Source organism: Pseudomonas sp. PsB (assembly GCF_043658375.1).
Lineage (GTDB): Bacteria > Pseudomonadota > Gammaproteobacteria > Pseudomonadales > Pseudomonadaceae > Aquipseudomonas > Aquipseudomonas putida_Z.
In genome coordinates, this window is the sequence record NZ_JBIGLU010000005.1 from 1 (window position 1) to 17,127 (window position 17,127).

Consider the following 17,127-nt stretch of genomic DNA (forward strand, 5'->3'; position numbering starts at 1 on the left):
GGAGTACGCGCTGCAGGCCCCATCCATGGGGCCTCAGCGCTTGACGGGCATCCATGCCCGTCACCTCCCTCCGCAAGGCCTGCGTTCGGCCTCCTGAAGTCGCGAAGATCAAGATCAAGATCAAGATCAAGATCAAGATCAAGATCAAGATCAAAAGCCAGATCAAAAGCCAGATCAAAAGCCAGATCAAAAGCGGGGGTGTGAGCTGAAGTTGCCGCTGATGCGGCCTGAAGCCGGCGATAGCCGCAGCGCTATCAGCGCAATAGCGAACGGTGGTTGTCCAAAAACCTGCGAAAGAGGACAATTATCGGCTTCCCGTCACAACCAGCGACCTTGCATGGCCTTTCTTGCACTTGGTATCAACCATAAGACTGCCTCGGTAGACGTACGCGAGCGCGTGGCGTTTACCCCAGAGCAGCTGGTAGACGCCCTGCAGCAGCTCTGCCGGCTGACATCCAGCCGCGAAGCGGCGATTCTGTCGACCTGCAACCGTAGCGAGCTCTACATCGAGCAGGACCACCTGTCCGCCGATGTGGTGCTGCAATGGCTCGCCGACTACCACCGCCTCAGCCTGGACGAGCTGCGCGCCAGCGCCTACGTGCACGAAGAGCACGAGGCGGTGAAGCATATGATGCGGGTGGCCTCCGGCCTGGACTCGCTGGTGCTCGGCGAGCCGCAGATCCTCGGCCAGATGAAGTCCGCCTACGCCGTGGCGCGTGAGGCTGGCACCGTCGGCCCATTGCTCGGGCGCCTGTTCCAGGCCACTTTCAGTGCCGCCAAGCAGGTGCGCACCGACACCGCCATCGGCGAAAACCCGGTGTCGGTGGCGTTTGCCGCGGTCAGCCTGGCCAAGCAGATCTTCAGCGACCTGGGCCGCAGCCAGGCCCTGCTGATCGGCGCCGGCGAAACCATCACACTGGTCGCTCGCCACCTGCATGAGCAGGGCGTGCGCCGCATCGTTGTGGCCAACCGTACCCTTGAGCGGGCCAGCATCCTGGCCGAGCAGTTCGGTGCGCACGCCGTTCTGCTGGCCGACATCCCCCAGGAACTGGCCAACAGCGACATCGTCATCAGCTCCACCGCCAGCCAGTTGCCGATCCTCGGCAAGGGCGCGGTCGAAAGCGCGCTGAAACAGCGCCGGCACAAGCCGATTTTCATGGTCGACATTGCCGTACCGCGCGATATCGAAACCGAAGTCGGCGAACTCGACGACGTCTACCTGTACACTGTCGATGACCTGCATGACGTAGTGGCGGAAAACCTCAAGAGTCGCCAGGGCGCGGCCCAGGCCGCCGAAGAGCTGGTGTCGGTGGGGGCCGAAGACTTCATGCTGCGCCTGCGCGAGCTGGCCGCGGTGGATGTGCTCAAGGCCTATCGCCAGCAAAGCGAGCGCCTGCGCGACGAAGAACTGCAAAAGGCCCAGCGACTGCTGGCCAATGGCGGCAACCCCGAAGAGGTACTGGCCCAACTGGCCCGGGGGCTGACCAACAAACTCCTGCACGCACCCAGCGTGCAATTGAAAAGGCTCTCGGCCGAGGGCCGCCTCGATGCGCTGGCCATGGCCCAGGAACTCTTTGCCCTCAACGAGGGCTCGACGGACAAATCCCCGCAATGAAAGCGTCGCTGCTGAACAAACTGGAAATCCTCCAGGACCGCTTCGAAGAACTCACCGCACTGCTCGGTGATGCCGAGGTCATTTCCGACCAGACGCGCTTTCGCGCCTATTCCCGTGAATACGCCGAAGTCGAGCCGGTCTACGCTGCTTATAAAGAGTGGCGCAAAGTCCAGGACGACCTCGAAGGTGCCCAGGCGCTGCTCAAGGACAGTGACCCGGACCTGCGCGAAATGGCCGTGGAAGAAGTGCGTGAAGCCAAGGAACAACTGCTGACGCTGGAGTCGCAGCTGCAACGCATGCTGTTGCCCAAGGACCCCAACGACGGCCGCAACGTGTTCCTCGAAATCCGTGCCGGCACCGGTGGCGACGAGGCGGCGATCTTCTCCGGCGACCTGTTCCGCATGTATTCGCGCTACGCCGAAAAGCGTGGCTGGCGCCTGGAAATCCTCTCCGAGAACGAAGGCGAGCACGGCGGCTACAAGGAAATCATCGCCCGCGTCGAGGGTGAGAGCGTGTACGGCAAGCTCAAGTTCGAGTCCGGCGCACACCGCGTACAGCGCGTGCCCGAAACCGAATCCCAGGGCCGTATCCACACCTCCGCGTGCACCGTGGCGGTACTGCCCGAGCCGGACGAACAGGCGGCCATCGAGATCAACCCGGCCGACCTGCGCGTGGACACCTACCGCGCATCCGGTGCCGGCGGCCAGCACGTCAACAAGACCGACTCGGCGATCCGTATCACCCACTTGCCCACCGGTATCGTGGTCGAGTGCCAGGAAGAGCGCTCGCAGCACAAGAACCGTGCTCGCGCCATGTCCTGGCTGTCGGCCAAGCTCAACGACATGCAGACCAGCGCCGCGCAGAACGCCATCGCCACCGAGCGCAAGCTGCTGGTCGGCTCGGGTGACCGTTCCGAGCGCATCCGTACGTACAATTATCCACAGGGCCGGGTGACCGATCACCGCATCAACCTGACCCTGTACTCGCTGGACGACATCCTCGCCGGCGGCGTGGAGGCGGTGATCGAACCGCTGCTGGCCGAATACCAGGCCGATCAACTGGCCGCCCTGGGGGACTGATGACCATCATCGCCAGCCTGCTGCGCAACGCGCAGTTGCCAGAATCGCCCACCGAGCGGCTGGATGCCGAGCTGCTGTTGGCTGCGGCCATCGGCAAGTCGCGCAGCTACCTGCACACCTGGCCCGAGCGAATCGTCAGCAGCGAAGATGCCGAGACCTATGCCGCTTACCTGCAGCGCCGCCGTGGCGGCGAGCCGGTCGCCTACATTCTCGGGCTGCAGGGCTTCTGGAAGATCGACCTGGAGGTGGCGCCGCATACCCTGATCCCGCGGCCGGATACCGAGCTGCTGGTCGAAGCCGCGCTTGAACTGCAACCCGCCACGCCGGCCAAGGTCCTTGACCTGGGCACCGGCACCGGCGCGATTGCCCTGGCCCTGGCCAGCGATCGCCCGGCCTGGCAGGTAACTGCAGTGGACCGGGTGGAGGAGGCCGCCGCCCTGGCCGAGCGCAACCGCCAGCGCCTGGGCCTGGCGAACGCCCAGGTACGGCTCAGCCACTGGTTCGACAGCCTGGCCGGCGAGCGTTTCGACCTGATTGTCAGCAACCCGCCCTACATCGCCGCCGCAGACCCGCACCTGGTCGCCGGTGATGTACGCTTCGAACCCAGCAGCGCGCTGGTGGCCGGCGCCGATGGCCTGGACGACTTGCGCGTGATCGCTGCCCAGGCGCCCGCGCACCTGGTACCGGGTGGCTGGTTGCTGCTGGAACACGGCTACGATCAGGCAGCGGCGGTGCGCGCCTTGCTGGCTGAACAAGGCTTCATCGAGGTCGCCAGCCGCACGGACCTGGGCGGCCATGAACGCATTACCCTGGGGCGCCTGCCATGCTGAGTGATCAGGAACTGCTGCGTTACAGCCGGCAGGTATTGCTGGCCCAGATCGACATCGACGGCCAGTTGCGGCTCAAGCAGAGCAAGGCGCTGATCGTCGGGCTCGGTGGCCTTGGCTCGCCAGTCGCCTTGTACCTGGCCGCTGCCGGGGTGGGTGAGCTGCACCTGGCCGACTTCGACACCGTCGACCTGACCAACCTGCAACGCCAGGTGATCCACGACAGTGCCAGCGTCGGCATGAGCAAGGTCGATTCGGCCTTGCAGCGCTTGCAGGCGATCAACCCGGAAATCAGCCTGGTTGCCCATCGCCAGGCTCTGGACGAGGACTCGCTGGCGGCAGCGGTGGCCGCGGTGGACCTGGTGCTGGACTGCTCTGACAATTTCGGTACCCGCGAGGCGGTCAACGTCGCCTGTGTCGCGGCTGGCAAGCCGCTGGTCAGCGGTGCGGCGATCCGCCTGGAAGGGCAGTTGTCGGTATTCGATCCACGGCGTGACTACAGCCCTTGCTACCACTGCCTGTACGGCCATGGCAGCGAAGCCGAGCTGACCTGCAGCGAAGCCGGTGTGATCGGCCCGCTGGTGGGCCTGGTGGGCAGCCTGCAGGCGCTGGAGGCGATGAAACTGCTGGCCGGGTTCGGCGAGCCGCTGGTTGGCCGCCTGCTGCTGATCGATGCTCTCGGCACTCGTATCCGCGAACTGCGGGTCAAGCGCGACCCGGCCTGTGCGGTCTGCGGCAAGCGCGATGGCTGAGCGCTCGGCGCCGGTCGGCGTGATGGATTCCGGAGTCGGCGGCTTGTCGGTGCTCGCAGAGATCCAGCGCCTGCTGCCCAACGAGACGCTGCTGTACGTGGCCGATTGCGGGCACATACCCTACGGCGAGAAGTCGCCGGACTATATCCGTGAGCGTCTCCGACGCATTGCTGCGTTCTTCCATGAACAGGGTGCCAAGGCCATGGTACTGGCCTGCAATACCGCTACGGTGGCGGCGGTGGCCGACCTGCGCGAGTTGTACCCGACCTGGCCGCTGGTGGGCATGGAGCCGGCGGTGAAGCCCGCTGCCGCCGCCACGCGCTCGGGCGTGGTCGGTGTGCTGGCCACCACCGGTACCCTGCAGAGCGCCAAGTTCGCCGCCTTGCTCGACCGCTTTGCCAATGACGTGCAGGTCATCACCCAACCTTGCCCGGGGCTGGTCGAGCTGATCGAGACCGGCGACCTGGCCAGCCCGGCGCTGCGCCAGCTGCTGCAAGGTTATGTGCAGCCGTTGCTGGCCGCTGGCTGCGACACGTTGATCCTCGGCTGCACCCATTACCCCTTCCTGCGCCCGTTGCTGGCCGGCATGGTGCCAGCCGACGTGGCCATCATCGACACCGGTGCCGCAGTGGCGCGCCAACTGCAGCGGCTGCTGGGCGCGGATGACCTGCTGGCCGATGGGCCAGCCCGGGATACCCGCTTCTGGACCAGTGCCGATCCGCAATCACTCAGACAAATCCTACCTTTGCTGTGGCATAAGTCCGACAGTGTGCAAAGCTTTTCATTGTGAAAAAAATGTGAAAAGAAGCTGAACTATCGTACCACTGCCGTTTTCTATCGCTTTGCCTGACATGAGGCGGATACCAATAACAGCAAAGAAGGATGTTGCTCATGAAGAAGCTGCTTGGCTTGGCGGCGGCTGCCGTCTTCACCCTGGGGCACTCACTGGCGGCGCAGGCTGCCGACGTTTCGTTTTCGGTGGGGCAGACCGGTGACTCGACCATGGTCTATCGGTTGGGGCTGCAATCGAATTGGGATGCGAGCTGGTGGCAGACCAGCGTCGGGCGCCTGACGGGGTACTGGGATGGGGCCTACACCTATTGGGATGGTGACGAGACCGCGAGCAACCATAGCCTGTCGTTCGCGCCGGTGTTCGTCTACGAGTTTGCCGGGGAGTCGGTGAAGCCTTATATAGAGGCGGGGATTGGCGTGGCGGCATTCTCCAGCACCGAGCTGGAAGACAACGAGCTGGGCTCGGCATTCCAGTTCGAGGACCGTATCGGCTTTGGATTGCGCTTTGCCGGTGGGCATGAGATTGGCGTACGGGCGATTCACTATTCCAACGCAGGCATCAAGCAGCCCAACGATGGGGTGGAGAGCTATAGCCTGCATTACCGCATGGCGCTCTGAGCTCTCCTGTGCCGGCCTCTTCGCGGGTGAACCCGCTCCCACAGGGGGGGCTTACATAGCTTGAGATCTATGAGGTACCTGGGGGAGCAACTGTCTTGCTCCATTACTCAGGCTACCTCATCACCTTGTAGGAGCAGCCTTGTGCTGCGAAGAAGCCATTGCTGCAGAAGAACATCTGCTGCCCTACTGCCCTCTTCGCAGCACAAGGCTGCTCCTACAGGTTATGCGCATGACTTCAAGCCGATGCGGTCGAGGTGGGAGCCGGCTTGCCGGCGATAGGGCCGGTACGGTCACCACATCAATTACTTGTGTGACAAAGGCCACAGGCCATTGAGATCCAAAACCTCCAGCACAAGCTCGGGTTCCCTCTGCGGCCACCGCCGCAGTAGCTCTTCTGCCGCATTCTGCGGCGTCCACGCCTCCGGTATCGCCTGCGCCGGTGTCACAGGGGTCTTCAACGACTGCGGCCCCACCACGGTCAGCTCGACCCCCTGCGCCTTCAACGCCTGACGCTGCTCGCGCATCCACTGCGGCATGTTGTTCCAGCCCGCAGGAGCCTGCGTCGGTGCATGCAGCTGCAGCGCCGAATAACGGTTGAACACCGCCATCACCTGCGGTGAGTCACCCTTCGCCAGCAAAGGTAGCGCTTTGGCTAGGCAATGCTCGCCGGCCAACTGGTTGTCAGTGACGATCGCCTCGAACAACTCGCTGTCCGCCACATCGTCCGCCAGGTAATCGCTGGTACCGGCGTTGATGATCAAGCCGTCCAGCGCGCACCAGGCATGGCATATCTGCTGGCTGGCCTGGGCCGCCTGGTGTTCTTCGTGCAACTGCCACGGCAAGCGCAACAGCTGGCTGCCATAGCGTGCAGCCAAGGCATCCAGTGCCTCGCCATGCCTGCCGCTTGCAGCTACCCGGTGTCCTTGCTCGAGTAACCCCTCCACTAACGCCAGGCCTAGTCCATTGCCTGCTCCCGTCACCCAGATACTGCGTGCGTTGTTCAAGATGCTGCCCTCTGATCCTGCCGGCGCGGGAGGTTCTTGAATGCCTCCAGTGCGCGCTGACGACTGCTGTCGAGATCGACAATTGGACTGTGATAGGAATATCTAGCAAAAAGATCGGCCGACTTCACAGGGAAATTAATGGCTTTTTCATCCAGCCCCTGCAATTCCGGCAGCCAGTGCCGAATGAAACGCCCTTGCGGGTCGAAACGCTGCGACTGTGAAACCGGGTTGAAGATGCGGAAATAGGGCACTGCGTCGGTGCCAGTGGACGCGCTCCACTGCCAGCCACCGTTGTTGGCGGCCAGGTCGCCGTCTATCAGGTGGCGCATGAAATGCCGCTCGCCCTTGCGCCAGTCGATCAACAGGTTCTTGCTGAGGAACATGGCCACGATCATGCGCAGGCGGTTGTGCATCCACCCGGTATCCAGCAGCTGGCGCATGGCGGCGTCGATGATCGGGAAGCCGGTCCGGCCCTGTTCCCAGGCTTCGAGGTCGGCCGGTGCATCGCGCCAGGGCAGGGCTTCGGTCTGGGCGCGGAAGGCGCGGTGACGCGAGACCTGTGGATAACCGGTCAGGATGTGTTTGTAGAATTCGCGCCAGAGCAGCTCGTTGATCCAGGTTTGCACGCCGCTGCTGCCGCTGTCGAACTCGCCGCGGTTGCTGGCCAGGGCGCCGTGCAGGCACTGGCGCGGTGAAATCACGCCTGCGGCCAGGTAGGCCGAGAGCTGGCTGGTGCCGGGCTTGGCAGGCAAGTCGCGCAGCTGTTGGTAGTCGTCGATGGTTTCGTCGAGAAAACGGGTCAGCCGCGCCTGCGCTTCAGCTTCGCCGGCCGGCCAGTGGTCGCGCAGTGCTTGCGCGGGTTTTTCGAAGCCGTCCACGTGCTGGGGGATCGGGTCGCTGCTGACCTGCAGCGGTGCCTGGCGTTTCACCCGCTGGGCCAGGGCGGGGAGGCCGCGGTGCAGGTGCTCCAGGCAGTTCTTCTTGAACTGGCTGAACACCTGGAAGTAGTCGCCGCCGCGGGTAAGGATGGTGCCTGGGCGGAACAACAGCTGGTCGAGGTGGCTGAGGGCCTGGATGGACGACTTTTCCAGCAGCGCGCGGGTGGCGTCGTCGCGACGTTGCTCGTTGATGCCGTACTCCTCGTTCCAGTGCACGCTTTGCACCTGATGTTGGCGGCAGACATCGAGTACGGCCTGTGGCGCCTGGTCCCAGGTGTCGATCCTGCGGATCAGCAGGGGGATGTTCAGGTGCTCCAGCGCCTGGCGCAGGTCGCGCAGGTTGCGCAGCCAGAAGTCGACTTTGCAGGCGGCGTCGTCGTGGGCCAGCCATTGCCCGGGGCTGACCAGCCACAGGGCGAGGGTGGGGCCGCGTTCGCAGGCGGCGCTGAGCGCGGTGTTGTCATCGATGCGCAGGTCGCTGCGCAGCCAGGTCAGGTGCATGGTGCGGTCATCTCTCCAGGCTGGCGGTCATGGGCTTGCAGCAAACGCAATGCCGCCTGAGGGGTATCGAACAGGGCAAGGTTGGGCAGCCTGAGGGCACGCAGCCGGGCTTCGTGCAACGCCAGCATCGGCCCGCCGGCCAGGGTCGGCACGGGCAGGTTGGACAGGGTGCGTTGCAGCGCCTTGTCATCGATGCGTGGCCCCAGGTGCAGCAGCACGGCGCGCGGCTTGAGCATGGTGACGGCACGTTGCAGGTGCGCGCCGGCAATGGTGTGCTCCAGTACTTCGACCGGCAGGCCGTTGCTGGTGAACAGCCAGGCGCACAACCACAAACCGGGGCTGAAGGTGTGTTCGCTGTGTTCGGTCAGCAAGATGGCAGGGCCTTGCAGCAACTGGTTGTCGTGGTAGACCCGGGCGCCCAGCTTGCTGCGCAGCCAGCTGTGGAAAAACACCTGCTCAAGCCGTGCGTTGAAATAGTTGCGCCAGCGCAGGTCGAGGAGGTCGAGCAGCGGCAACAGCAATTGCTCGCACAGGGTGACGGCCGGGTACAGGGCCATGGCCTGGTTGAGCTGCTGGTCGAGGGCGCGCTGCGACAGCGTGGCGATGGCCTCGACCAGTTGGAACTGCCGGGCTTGCCAGTCGCCTTTCGGTGGCGTGCTGGCCGGTTTGTCGAGCAACTCGCGTACCTGGCCGACGGAGGCGCCGCGTTGCAGCCAGGCGAGGATCGCCTCGACGCGTTCGACCTGCTCCAGCGGATACAGGCGATGGCCCTTGGCGGTACGCTGGGGCTTGAGCAGGCCATAGCGGCGCTCCCAGGCGCGCAGGGTGACGGGATTGACGCCCGTGCGGCGAGCCAGTTCGCCGATGGGCAACAGGATTTCAGACGGCATTGCGCAGGCCCAGGCGCTCGGGGTGCGGCTGCAGGTAGGCCTGCTGCTGCAGATACGGGTCGGGGTGCTTGCGCAAATGGTGCTTGAGCAGGGTCAGCGGCACTACCAGGGGCACCACGCCTTGCTGGTATTGGCCGATGATGGCTTGCAGCTCGGCTTTGTCCTGCTGTGTGAGGGTGTCCTTGAAGTAGCCGCTCAGATGCTGCAGCACGTTGCAATGGGTGCCACGGCTGGCACAGCGACGCAGGGCCTGCATCAGCTGGCTGAAATAGCGCGGGCCGATGCTTTGCGGGTCATCATCCTTGCTCATGCTGCCGAGCAGGCGCCCAAGGCTGCGGTAGGCCTGCGGGTTGTTGGCCATCAGCAGGTACTTGTAGCGCGAGTGGAACCGCACCAGGGCGCCACGGCTCAGGCCTTCGGCCAGCAGGCGCTGCCAGTCGGCGTAGGCGTACACGCGGCTGATGAAGTTCTCGCGCAGCACAGGGTCGTGCAGGCGGCCTTCTTCTTCCACCGGCAGGTCCGGGCGCCGTGCGCAGAACGCCTGGGCATACACGCCCCGCCCACCGTGGAAGGCCGGGTGGCCATTGTCCTGGTACACCTTGACCCGCTCCAGGCCACAGGAAGGCGATTTCTGCATGAAGATGTAGCCGCAGATATCGTCGAGTTCGGCTGCCATTTGCTCGCCGTAGTTGCGCAGCGGGCCGGTCAGGTCCATGCCGGGGTTGCGGGTGCCTACCACTTCCGGCTGCTCGGGGTTGCCGACCAGTCGGATCGGGTCGCGCGGCACGCCCAGGCCGATGGCCACCTCCGGGCACACCGGCAACCAGTCGAAATGTTCCTCGAGTTGCATACGGCACAGGTCGGAGGCCTTGTGGCCACCGTTATAGCGCACGCTGTGCCCGGTCAGGCAGGCGCTGATGGCGATACGCGGCTTGCTGTGGGCAAATGAGTCGTGCATGGGCTGCCTCCAAAAACCTGTACGAGACTAAAAAATTGTACAGGTTCATTCCAGCACAGCCCGGAAGTTATGCAAACCAGTTTTTTTGTATAACCCTACATCACTCGAGGTGTTCGAGCAGCCGACGCGCCGCTTCCTGGCCACTGAGCCAGGCGCCCTCGACACGGCCGGACAGGCACCAGTCGCCGCAGGCGTACAAGCCCTGGTCAGCATCGGCCAGGGCGCCCCATTCATGGTTGCTGCTCGGGCGGGCATAAAGCCAGCGGTGGGCCAAGGCAAAAGTAGGTGCCGGCACCACGCAGCCGACCAGTTCGGCGAACTCGCCCCACAGCTGTTCGATCACTTCTTCCTTGGGCAGGTCGATGTGTTGCCGGCTCCAGTCCGAGGTGGCGTGCAGTACCCAGGTGTCGAGCTGCTCGTCACGCCCGGGCTTGCTGCGGTTGCGCGCCAGCCAGTCGAGCGGGTTGTCCTGCACGAAGCAGCCTTGCATCGGGGTGTCCAGCGGGGTCTGGAAGGCCAGGGCGACGGCCCAGGTGGGCTCCATCTGCACACCGGCGGCCACGGCAGCGAGCTTCGGGGTAGCGGCCAGCAGCGGCGTGGCCTGTGGTGCCGGCACGGCGATCACCACGCGGCTGTAGGGGCCGTGGCTGCAGCCTTCGGTGTCCTGCAGGTGCCAGTACTGCTTGCCGCGGAACACTTCGGCGATGCGGCAGCCGAAATTGACCGTCACATCCTTGAGCAGGCCGCGGGTGATTGCGCTCATGCGCGGCACGCCCACCCAGCGTGTCTGCTCGTCGGGTGAAGGGGTGAGTTCACCATCGCGGTAATTGTACAGCTGTGGCTTCCATTGCTCGGCCCAACCAGCGGCAACCCACTGCTGTACCTGCTCGACGAAGCGCCGGTCACGGGCGGTGAAATACTGGGCGCCGAGGTCCAGCGCGCCAGCTTCGCTGCGCTTGCTGGCCATGCGACCGCCACTGCCGTGGCCCTTGTCGAACAAATGCACGGATTGCCCGGCCTTCTGCAAGGCCTGGGCGGCTGACAGACCGGCGATACCGGCCCCGATGATGGCAATAGGTACTGTCATGATGGCCTCTTCAAACCTTGCTGTAAGCAGACTACGCTGTCAGGCAAACCTGTACAATGCTCAAATGTTGTATAAGGTTATTCCGTGTTGGCAGGCAGGTTGGCCTATGTTTATCCGAGAGCGTCGGGTCAAAAAAGTGCCTTGATGTTAAAAATAGACCACCGCCGCATTCTGCGAGGACACAGCCATGCATATATTGCTGACAGGCGGCACCGGGTTGATTGGCAAGCACCTGTGCCAGTACTGGCTCGGCCAGGGTCATCGCCTGACGGTATGGAGCCGGCGACCTGAGCAGGTGCCGAAAATTTGTGGGACCGGCGTGCGTGGCATTGCCCGCCTGGAGCAACTGGAAGCGGATGATCACTTGGACGCAGTGATCAACCTGGCCGGTGCGCCGATTGCCGATCGGCCCTGGACGGCGGCCCGGCGCAACCTGCTGTGGTCCAGCCGCGTCACCCTTACCGAGCAGCTGCTGGCCTGGCTGGGCAGCCGCGAACAGCGCCCGGAAGTGCTGATCTCCGGCTCTGCGGTGGGCTGGTATGGAGACGGTGGCGAACGCGAGCTGACCGAGGCTTCACCGCCGGTGCGCGAAGATTTCGCCAGCCAGCTGTGCATCGCCTGGGAAGAGACAGCGCTGCGTTCCCAGGCCCAAGGCATTCGCGTGGTGCTGGTGCGTACCGGTTTGGTGCTGGCCAGTGACGGCGGCTTTTTGTCGCGCCTGCGCCTGCCCTTCAAACTGGGGCTGGGCGGGCCTTTGGGCGACGGGCGGCAGTGGATGCCTTGGGTCCATATAGACGACCAGGTCGCCCTGATTGATTTTCTCTTGCAGCACAAGGATGCCAGCGGTCCTTATAATGCCTGCGCCCCGGAGCCGGTGCGCAACCGCGAGTTTGCCAGGCGCCTGGGCCGCACCTTGCACCGCCCGGCGCTGCTGCCAGTGCCGGCACTGCTGCTCAAGGCGGGGCTGGGTGAGCTGTCGACCCTGCTGCTCGGCGGCCAGCGCGCCCGCCCGGCACGCTTGCTGGCGGCAGGCTTCACCTTCCGCTTCAACGATCTGCAATCGGCCCTGGACAACCTGTCCAGCCGCCTCTGACATAGGATGCTGCATGACCGATCACGCCCTGCTGCTGGTCAACCTGGGTTCCCCGGCCTCCACCTCGGTGGCCGATGTGCGCCGCTACCTCAACCAGTTCCTCATGGACCCGTACGTGATCGACCTGCCCTGGCCGGTGCGGCGCCTGCTGGTGTCGCTGATCCTGGTCAAGCGCCCGGAGCAGTCGGCGCACGCCTATGGCTCGATCTGGTGGGAGGAGGGCTCGCCGCTGGTGGTGCTGACCCGTCGCCTGCAGGCGGCGATGGTCGAGCACTGGCCCCATGGCCCGGTGGAGATTGCCATGCGCTATGGCCAGCCGGCCTTGCCCGAGGTGCTGGAGCGCCTGGTGGCACAGGGTGTGCGCAAGGTGACCCTGGCGCCGCTGTACCCGCAGTTCGCCGACAGCACGGTGACCACTGTGGTGGAACTGGCCAGGCAGACGGTCAATGAACGCCAGTTGCCGTTGCAGCTGCGCGTGCTGCAGCCGTTCTACGAGCACCCGGACTACATCGAGGCACTGGTCGCCAGCGCCCGGCCTTACCTGGAGCAGGATTACGATCACCTGTTGCTGAGCTTCCATGGCTTGCCGGAGCGGCACCTGAAGAAGCTGGACCCGACCGGCAAGCATGACTTCCAGGCGGCCGACTGCTGCAAGGATGCCAGTGCCGATATGCGCGCGGTGTGCTACCGCGGGCAGTGCCTGGCAACGGCCAGGGCCTTTGCGCAGAAAATGGGCATACCCGATGGCAAGTGGTCGGTGTCGTTCCAGTCACGGCTGGGGCGGGCCAAGTGGATCGAACCCTATACCGAGGCGCGGCTGGACGAGCTGGCCAAGGCCGGGGTGAAGAAGCTGCTGGTAATGTGCCCGGCGTTCGTGGCCGATTGCATCGAGACCCTGGAAGAGATCGGCATGCGCGGGAGCGAGCAGTTTGTCGAGGCCGGCGGGCAGGAGCTGGTGCTGGTGCCTTGCCTGAATGATCACCCGGCGTGGGTGAAGGCGCTGGCGGGGATGTGCGAAAAGGCCTGACTTTCAGGTTGCCTGTACCGGCCTCTTCGCGGGCTTGCCCGCTCCTACAGGTTCTGCACGATGCCAGAGAGCAGTGGAGTACCTGTGGGAGCGGGCAAGCCCGCGAAGAGGCCAGATCAGGCTAAAGCTGGATCAAGGCAACTGATCATCCAGCTTCTTGTGCTTCCAGCCATCATTGCCCGGCAAGATCAGGTTCAGGGCGATTGCCACGATGGCGCACAGGGCGATGCCCTTCAGGCCCCAGTCATCCGGGCCGTCACCACTGCCAATCAGCACGCCGCCGATACCGAACACCAGGGTCACCGATACGATCACCAGGTTGCGCGCTTCGGCCAGGTCGATCTTGTGGCGGATCATGGTGTTCATGCCCACCGCCGCGATCGAGCCGAACAGCAGGCACAGGATGCCACCCATCACCGGTACCGGGATGCTTTGCAGCAGTGCGCCGAACTTGCCGATGAAGGCCAGGGTGATGGCGAAGACCGCCGCCCAGGTCATGATCTTCGGGTTGTAGTTCTTGGTCAGCATCACCGCGCCGGTCACTTCGGCATAGGTGGTGTTGGGCGGGCCGCCGAACAGGCCGGCTGCGGTGGTGGCCAGGCCGTCGCCCAGCAGGGTGCGGTGCAGGCCGGGCTTCTTCAGGTAGTCGCGGCCGGTCACGCTGCCGACCGCGATCACCCCGCCGATGTGCTCGATCGCCGGTGCCAGGGCAACCGGGACGATGAACAGGATGGCCTGCCAGTTGAACGCTGGCGCGGTGAAGTTTGGCAGCTCCAGCCACGGTGCGGCGGCGATCTTGGCAGTGTCGACCACACCAAAGGCGAACGACAGGGCAAAGCCTACCAGCACGCCGGCAATGATCGGCACCAGACGGAAGATGCCCTTGCCGAACACGGCAACGATCAGCGTTGTCAGCAGGGCTGGCATCGAGATCATCATGGCGGTCTTGTAGGGCAGCAGCACACTGCCGTCACCGGCCTTGCCCATCGCCATGTTGGCGGCGATCGGCGCCATGGCCAGGCCGATGGAGATGATCACCGGGCCGATCACCACCGGCGGCAGCATGCGGTCGATGAAGCCAGTGCCTTTGATTTTCACCATCAGGCCCATGAAGGTGTACACGAAACCTGCTGCCATCACGCCGCCCATGGTCTCGGCCAGGCCGAACTGGCCCTTGGCGAGGATGATCGGGGTGATGAAGGCAAAGCTCGAGGCCAGGAATACGGGTACCTGGCGGCCGGTGACCAGCTGGAACAGCAGGGTGCCGATACCGGCGGTGAACAGCGCGACGTTCGGATCGAGGCCGGTGATCAGTGGCATCAGCACCAGCGCGCCAAATGCCACGAAGAGCATCTGCGCGCCCGAAACGACCTGGCGCCAGAGCGGGTCGTTGAAGCCGTCCTGCATGGTCAGGCGTCCTTTTGCTTGGTGCCGAAGATCTTGTCACCGGCATCGCCCAGGCCCGGCACGATGTAGCCGTGTTCGTTCAGGCGCTGGTCGATCGAGGCGGTGTAGATCTGCACGTCCGGGTGGGCTTTTTCCACCACTTCGATGCCTTCTGGCGCGGCGACCAGGACCATGGCGCGGATCTCTTTGCAGCCGGCCTTCTTCAGCAGGTCGATGGTGGCGACCATCGAACCGCCGGTGGCCAGCATCGGGTCGATGATCAGGGCCAGGCGCTGGTTGATGTCCGGCGCGAGCTTTTCCAGGTAGGTGTGGGCTTCGAGGGTTTCCTCGTTGCGGGCAACGCCGACGGCGCTGACCTTGGCACCCGGGATCAGGCTGAGCACGCCGTCGAGCATGCCGATGCCGGCACGCAGGATCGGCACCACGGTAATCTTCTTGCCGGCGATTTTTTCAACTTGCACCTTGCCGCACCAGCCGTCGATCTCGTAGGTTTCGAGCGGCAGGTCCTGGGTGGCTTCGTAGGTCAGGAGCGCGCCGACTTCCTGGGCAAGTTCGCGAAAATTCTTGGTGCTGATATCGGCACGGCGCATCAGGCCGAGCTTGTGGCGGATCAGCGGATGGCGGATCTCACGAGTGGGCATAGGGGGGCTCCGAAAGGCGGGCAAAAAAACCGCGCTAGATTAATCTATTCAGCCTGTGCTGTCGTCTGGTCATTCTGGACGTTAGTCCATAAATGCTTGATCTGTGACGAGCGGATGCGTACCTTTGCCCGCTTTTCCAAAATGCACCCCCGGAGAGCGCCATGTCCGCCGATCTCGAGCATATCCGTCAAGTCATGCGTGAAGCTGATTGCCTGTACACCGAAGCCGAAGTCGAAGCGGCCATCGCCAAAGTCGGCGAGCAGATCTGCAAGGACCTGCACGACAAGAACCCGGTTGTGTTCTGCGTGATGAACGGCGGCCTGATCTTCTCCGGCAAACTGCTGACCCACCTGCAGTTCCCACTGGAAGCCAGCTACCTGCACGCCACCCGCTACCGCAACCAGACCAGCGGCGGCGAGCTGTTCTGGAAGGCCAAGCCCGAAGTGTCGTTCATCGACCGTGATGTACTGATCGTCGATGACATCCTCGACGAAGGCCACACCCTCAGCGCCATCATCGAGTTCTGCAAGCATGCCGGTGCGCGCTCGGTGCACACCGCGGTACTGATCGACAAGGACCATGACCGCAAGGCCAGCCCGGAGCTCAAGGCCAACTACGTGGGCCTGCCCTGCGTCGACCGCTACATCTTCGGTTATGGCATGGACTACAAAGGCTACTGGCGCAACGCCAACGGCATCTTCGCCGTAAAGGGGCTGTGATCATGCGCCAGCCTGCGTTCATCGACCAATCGCTGTTCGCCGGGCTGGCCGCACAGGCTGCCGCCAACTCGCGCGGGCGGCAGCATCACACCTTCCATGAGATGGACGAGCCCTGCCACCGCATGGCGGTCGGGCTGCAACCGAGCACCTATATCCCGCCGCATCGCCACCTGAGCGCCGACAAGGCTGAAACGCTGATTGCGCTCAAGGGGCGCTTCGGCCTGTTGCTCTTCGACGAGCAGGGGGCGGTGACCGACAAGCGAGTGCTGCAGGCGGGCGGCGACTGCCTGGGTGTGGACCTGGCACCTGGTATTTATCATGGGCTGGTGGTGCTGGAGCCGGACAGCATCATGTTCGAGTGCAAGGCCGGGCCGTATCGGCCGGTGGGTGAAGGCGAGCATGCGCACTGGGCTCCGCGCGAAGGTGAAGAAGGCGTGGCCGAGTACCAGGCCTGGATGCGCGCGCAGTTCGATTGATGTCAGGCCGGCGCACTCAACTGTAGGAGCGGCCTTGTGTCGCGATCGGGCTGCGCAGCAGCCCCTCGATTGAAGCCTCGCCACCAACATGGCCGGGGCCGCTTTGCGGCCCATCGCGACACAAGGCCGCTCCTACAAGAGCCTGTGCAGGCCGTGCTAGAGTGCCCCTTCATTCAAGGAGCCTCACATGCGTGCGTTTCTTCCCCTCCTGCTGGCGGTCAGCCTGCCACTCGCCGCCGCACCGCTGCACAGCCAGTTCCTGCCACCTGACGACCAGTCCCTGCGCCAGGAAGCGCCGACTGGCCAGCAATTGCTGCAAGTGACCGACTACTCGGTGGTAGTGGGTACCCAGCGCCAGTCCGACCAGCAGCCGATCCCGATCACCTCGTCGTTGCAGATGCGCCTCAAGGGCAAGCCGCTGAGCAAGGGCGCGACCATCGCCCAGGTGCTGCTGACCTTTGACGGTGAAGCGGCCAAGAGCCTGAAGAAACCCGTATACGACGACAAAACCCGCACCCTGAGCCTGAATTACCCGCTCAGCGACTACCGCGTGATCATGGACCTGCTGCGCAACGAGACGCTGTATGTGCAGTTTCTCACGTACGGCAACGGCCACGTCTGGGCCGACCTGCACACCGGCACCGTACGTACGCGTTGAGGCGCCCGGCCTGCGGGGGGTACACTGCCGGCCTTCGAAATTTCG

General features: G+C 64.2%; 19 protein-coding genes. 12 read left to right on the forward strand and 7 right to left on the reverse strand.

Annotated features, from left to right (window positions below):
• Positions 1 to 53: 53 nt before the first annotated feature.
• From ACGLHT_RS09040 to ACGLHT_RS09070, 7 genes are all read left to right on the forward strand, one after another.
• Complete coding sequence (locus tag ACGLHT_RS09040) at positions 54 to 209, forward strand: hypothetical protein (protein WP_274119752.1); 156 nt, start codon at positions 54 to 56, stop codon at positions 207 to 209.
• A 128-nt stretch (positions 210 to 337) separates the two neighbouring features.
• Positions 338 to 1,615 (forward strand): glutamyl-tRNA reductase, encoded by a 1,278-nt coding sequence (hemA, locus tag ACGLHT_RS09045; protein ID WP_085587332.1) that lies wholly within the window; start codon positions 338 to 340, stop codon positions 1,613 to 1,615.
• Positions 1,612 to 2,694 (forward strand): peptide chain release factor 1, encoded by a 1,083-nt coding sequence (gene prfA, locus ACGLHT_RS09050; protein WP_013970909.1) that lies wholly within the window; start codon positions 1,612 to 1,614, stop codon positions 2,692 to 2,694. The genes hemA and prfA overlap by 4 nt, the downstream gene beginning before the upstream one ends.
• Positions 2,694 to 3,524, forward strand: coding sequence for a peptide chain release factor N(5)-glutamine methyltransferase (gene prmC, locus ACGLHT_RS09055; protein ID WP_137162982.1), 831 nt, complete (start codon positions 2,694 to 2,696; stop codon positions 3,522 to 3,524). Before prfA ends, prmC begins: the two co-directional genes overlap by 1 nt.
• Positions 3,518 to 4,273: a molybdopterin-synthase adenylyltransferase MoeB gene (locus ACGLHT_RS09060; RefSeq protein ID WP_025337684.1), complete on the forward strand. Its 756-nt coding sequence runs from the start codon at positions 3,518 to 3,520 to the stop codon at positions 4,271 to 4,273. The genes prmC and ACGLHT_RS09060 overlap by 7 nt, the downstream gene beginning before the upstream one ends.
• A complete protein-coding gene (gene murI / locus ACGLHT_RS09065) occupies positions 4,266 to 5,063 on the forward strand; it encodes a glutamate racemase (protein WP_025337685.1) in 798 nt (265 codons plus the stop codon). Before ACGLHT_RS09060 ends, murI begins: the two co-directional genes overlap by 8 nt.
• A 101-nt stretch (positions 5,064 to 5,164) precedes the next feature.
• Entirely contained in the window at positions 5,165 to 5,683 is a 519-nt protein-coding gene (locus ACGLHT_RS09070) for an acyloxyacyl hydrolase (protein ID WP_025337686.1), read from the forward strand.
• A 302-nt stretch (positions 5,684 to 5,985) separates the two neighbouring features.
• On the opposite strand, the gene ACGLHT_RS09075 is transcribed toward ACGLHT_RS09070, so the two are convergent.
• The 5 genes from ACGLHT_RS09075 to ACGLHT_RS09095 all read right to left on the reverse strand — a co-directional run bounded on the left by ACGLHT_RS09075 (position 5,986) and on the right by ACGLHT_RS09095 (position 11,061).
• Entirely contained in the window at positions 5,986 to 6,687 is a 702-nt protein-coding gene (locus ACGLHT_RS09075) for an SDR family oxidoreductase (RefSeq protein WP_137162984.1), read from the reverse strand.
• On the reverse strand, positions 6,684 to 8,126 hold the full coding sequence (gene phrB / locus ACGLHT_RS09080) for a deoxyribodipyrimidine photo-lyase (RefSeq protein WP_274119751.1): 1,443 nt from the start codon (positions 8,124 to 8,126) through the stop codon (positions 6,684 to 6,686). The genes ACGLHT_RS09075 and phrB overlap by 4 nt, the downstream gene beginning before the upstream one ends.
• Entirely contained in the window at positions 8,117 to 9,016 is a 900-nt protein-coding gene (locus ACGLHT_RS09085; protein ID WP_085691844.1) for a MerR family transcriptional regulator, read from the reverse strand. The genes phrB and ACGLHT_RS09085 overlap by 10 nt, the downstream gene beginning before the upstream one ends.
• Positions 9,006 to 9,974 carry a DUF523 and DUF1722 domain-containing protein gene (locus ACGLHT_RS09090; protein WP_025337690.1) on the reverse strand — a complete coding sequence of 323 codons (969 nt, stop codon included), beginning with the start codon at positions 9,972 to 9,974 and terminating at the stop codon, positions 9,006 to 9,008. The genes ACGLHT_RS09085 and ACGLHT_RS09090 overlap by 11 nt, the downstream gene beginning before the upstream one ends.
• A gap of 100 nt (positions 9,975 to 10,074) precedes the next feature.
• Positions 10,075 to 11,061 (reverse strand): NAD(P)/FAD-dependent oxidoreductase, encoded by a 987-nt coding sequence (locus ACGLHT_RS09095; RefSeq protein ID WP_025337691.1) that lies wholly within the window; start codon positions 11,059 to 11,061, stop codon positions 10,075 to 10,077.
• A gap of 187 nt (positions 11,062 to 11,248) precedes the next feature.
• On the opposite strand from ACGLHT_RS09095, the gene ACGLHT_RS09100 reads away from it, so the two are divergent.
• On the forward strand, positions 11,249 to 12,154 hold the full coding sequence (locus ACGLHT_RS09100; RefSeq protein ID WP_274119750.1) for a TIGR01777 family oxidoreductase: 906 nt from the start codon (positions 11,249 to 11,251) through the stop codon (positions 12,152 to 12,154).
• 13 nt (positions 12,155 to 12,167) lie between these two features.
• Complete coding sequence (hemH, locus tag ACGLHT_RS09105) at positions 12,168 to 13,181, forward strand: ferrochelatase (protein WP_075043762.1); 1,014 nt, start codon at positions 12,168 to 12,170, stop codon at positions 13,179 to 13,181.
• Between the two features lie 132 nt (positions 13,182 to 13,313).
• Here hemH and ACGLHT_RS09110 read toward each other — a convergent pair whose 3' ends face one another.
• Positions 13,314 to 14,588: a uracil-xanthine permease family protein gene (locus tag ACGLHT_RS09110; RefSeq protein ID WP_025337694.1), complete on the reverse strand. Its 1,275-nt coding sequence runs from the start codon at positions 14,586 to 14,588 to the stop codon at positions 13,314 to 13,316.
• A 2-nt stretch (positions 14,589 to 14,590) separates the two neighbouring features.
• Entirely contained in the window at positions 14,591 to 15,229 is a 639-nt protein-coding gene (gene upp / locus ACGLHT_RS09115) for a uracil phosphoribosyltransferase (protein WP_011532223.1), read from the reverse strand.
• Positions 15,230 to 15,390: 161 nt separating this feature from the next.
• Here upp and ACGLHT_RS09120 point away from each other — a divergent pair, with 161 nt between their 5' ends.
• From ACGLHT_RS09120 to ACGLHT_RS09130, 3 genes are all read left to right on the forward strand, one after another.
• A complete protein-coding gene (locus ACGLHT_RS09120; RefSeq protein WP_003256346.1) occupies positions 15,391 to 15,948 on the forward strand; it encodes a hypoxanthine-guanine phosphoribosyltransferase in 558 nt (185 codons plus the stop codon).
• A gap of 2 nt (positions 15,949 to 15,950) precedes the next feature.
• Positions 15,951 to 16,424, forward strand: coding sequence for a WbuC family cupin fold metalloprotein (locus ACGLHT_RS09125; RefSeq protein WP_274119749.1), 474 nt, complete (start codon positions 15,951 to 15,953; stop codon positions 16,422 to 16,424).
• A 187-nt stretch (positions 16,425 to 16,611) separates the two neighbouring features.
• Complete coding sequence (locus tag ACGLHT_RS09130) at positions 16,612 to 17,082, forward strand: hypothetical protein (RefSeq protein WP_274119748.1); 471 nt, start codon at positions 16,612 to 16,614, stop codon at positions 17,080 to 17,082.
• Positions 17,083 to 17,127 lie beyond the last annotated feature (45 nt).

Coding starts and splice junctions, on each gene's coding strand:
- ACGLHT_RS09060 (WP_025337684.1), top strand. CDS start 3,518: ATGCTGAGTGATCAGGAACTGCTGCGTTACAGCCGGCAGGTATTGCTG.
- ACGLHT_RS09130 (WP_274119748.1), top strand. CDS start 16,612: ATGCGTGCGTTTCTTCCCCTCCTGCTGGCGGTCAGCCTGCCACTCGCC.
- ACGLHT_RS09085 (WP_085691844.1), bottom strand. CDS start 9,016: ATGCCGTCTGAAATCCTGTTGCCCATCGGCGAACTGGCTCGCCGCACG.
- ACGLHT_RS09125 (WP_274119749.1), top strand. CDS start 15,951: ATGCGCCAGCCTGCGTTCATCGACCAATCGCTGTTCGCCGGGCTGGCC.
- upp (WP_011532223.1), bottom strand. CDS start 15,229: ATGCCCACTCGTGAGATCCGCCATCCGCTGATCCGCCACAAGCTCGGC.
- prmC (WP_137162982.1), top strand. CDS start 2,694: ATGACCATCATCGCCAGCCTGCTGCGCAACGCGCAGTTGCCAGAATCG.
- ACGLHT_RS09040 (WP_274119752.1), top strand. CDS start 54: ATGCCCGTCACCTCCCTCCGCAAGGCCTGCGTTCGGCCTCCTGAAGTC.
- prfA (WP_013970909.1), top strand. CDS start 1,612: ATGAAAGCGTCGCTGCTGAACAAACTGGAAATCCTCCAGGACCGCTTC.
- ACGLHT_RS09070 (WP_025337686.1), top strand. CDS start 5,165: ATGAAGAAGCTGCTTGGCTTGGCGGCGGCTGCCGTCTTCACCCTGGGG.
- ACGLHT_RS09095 (WP_025337691.1), bottom strand. CDS start 11,061: ATGACAGTACCTATTGCCATCATCGGGGCCGGTATCGCCGGTCTGTCA.
- ACGLHT_RS09090 (WP_025337690.1), bottom strand. CDS start 9,974: ATGCACGACTCATTTGCCCACAGCAAGCCGCGTATCGCCATCAGCGCC.
- murI (WP_025337685.1), top strand. CDS start 4,266: ATGGCTGAGCGCTCGGCGCCGGTCGGCGTGATGGATTCCGGAGTCGGC.
- ACGLHT_RS09110 (WP_025337694.1), bottom strand. CDS start 14,588: ATGCAGGACGGCTTCAACGACCCGCTCTGGCGCCAGGTCGTTTCGGGC.
- ACGLHT_RS09120 (WP_003256346.1), top strand. CDS start 15,391: ATGTCCGCCGATCTCGAGCATATCCGTCAAGTCATGCGTGAAGCTGAT.
- ACGLHT_RS09100 (WP_274119750.1), top strand. CDS start 11,249: ATGCATATATTGCTGACAGGCGGCACCGGGTTGATTGGCAAGCACCTG.
- hemA (WP_085587332.1), top strand. CDS start 338: ATGGCCTTTCTTGCACTTGGTATCAACCATAAGACTGCCTCGGTAGAC.
- hemH (WP_075043762.1), top strand. CDS start 12,168: ATGACCGATCACGCCCTGCTGCTGGTCAACCTGGGTTCCCCGGCCTCC.
- phrB (WP_274119751.1), bottom strand. CDS start 8,126: ATGCACCTGACCTGGCTGCGCAGCGACCTGCGCATCGATGACAACACC.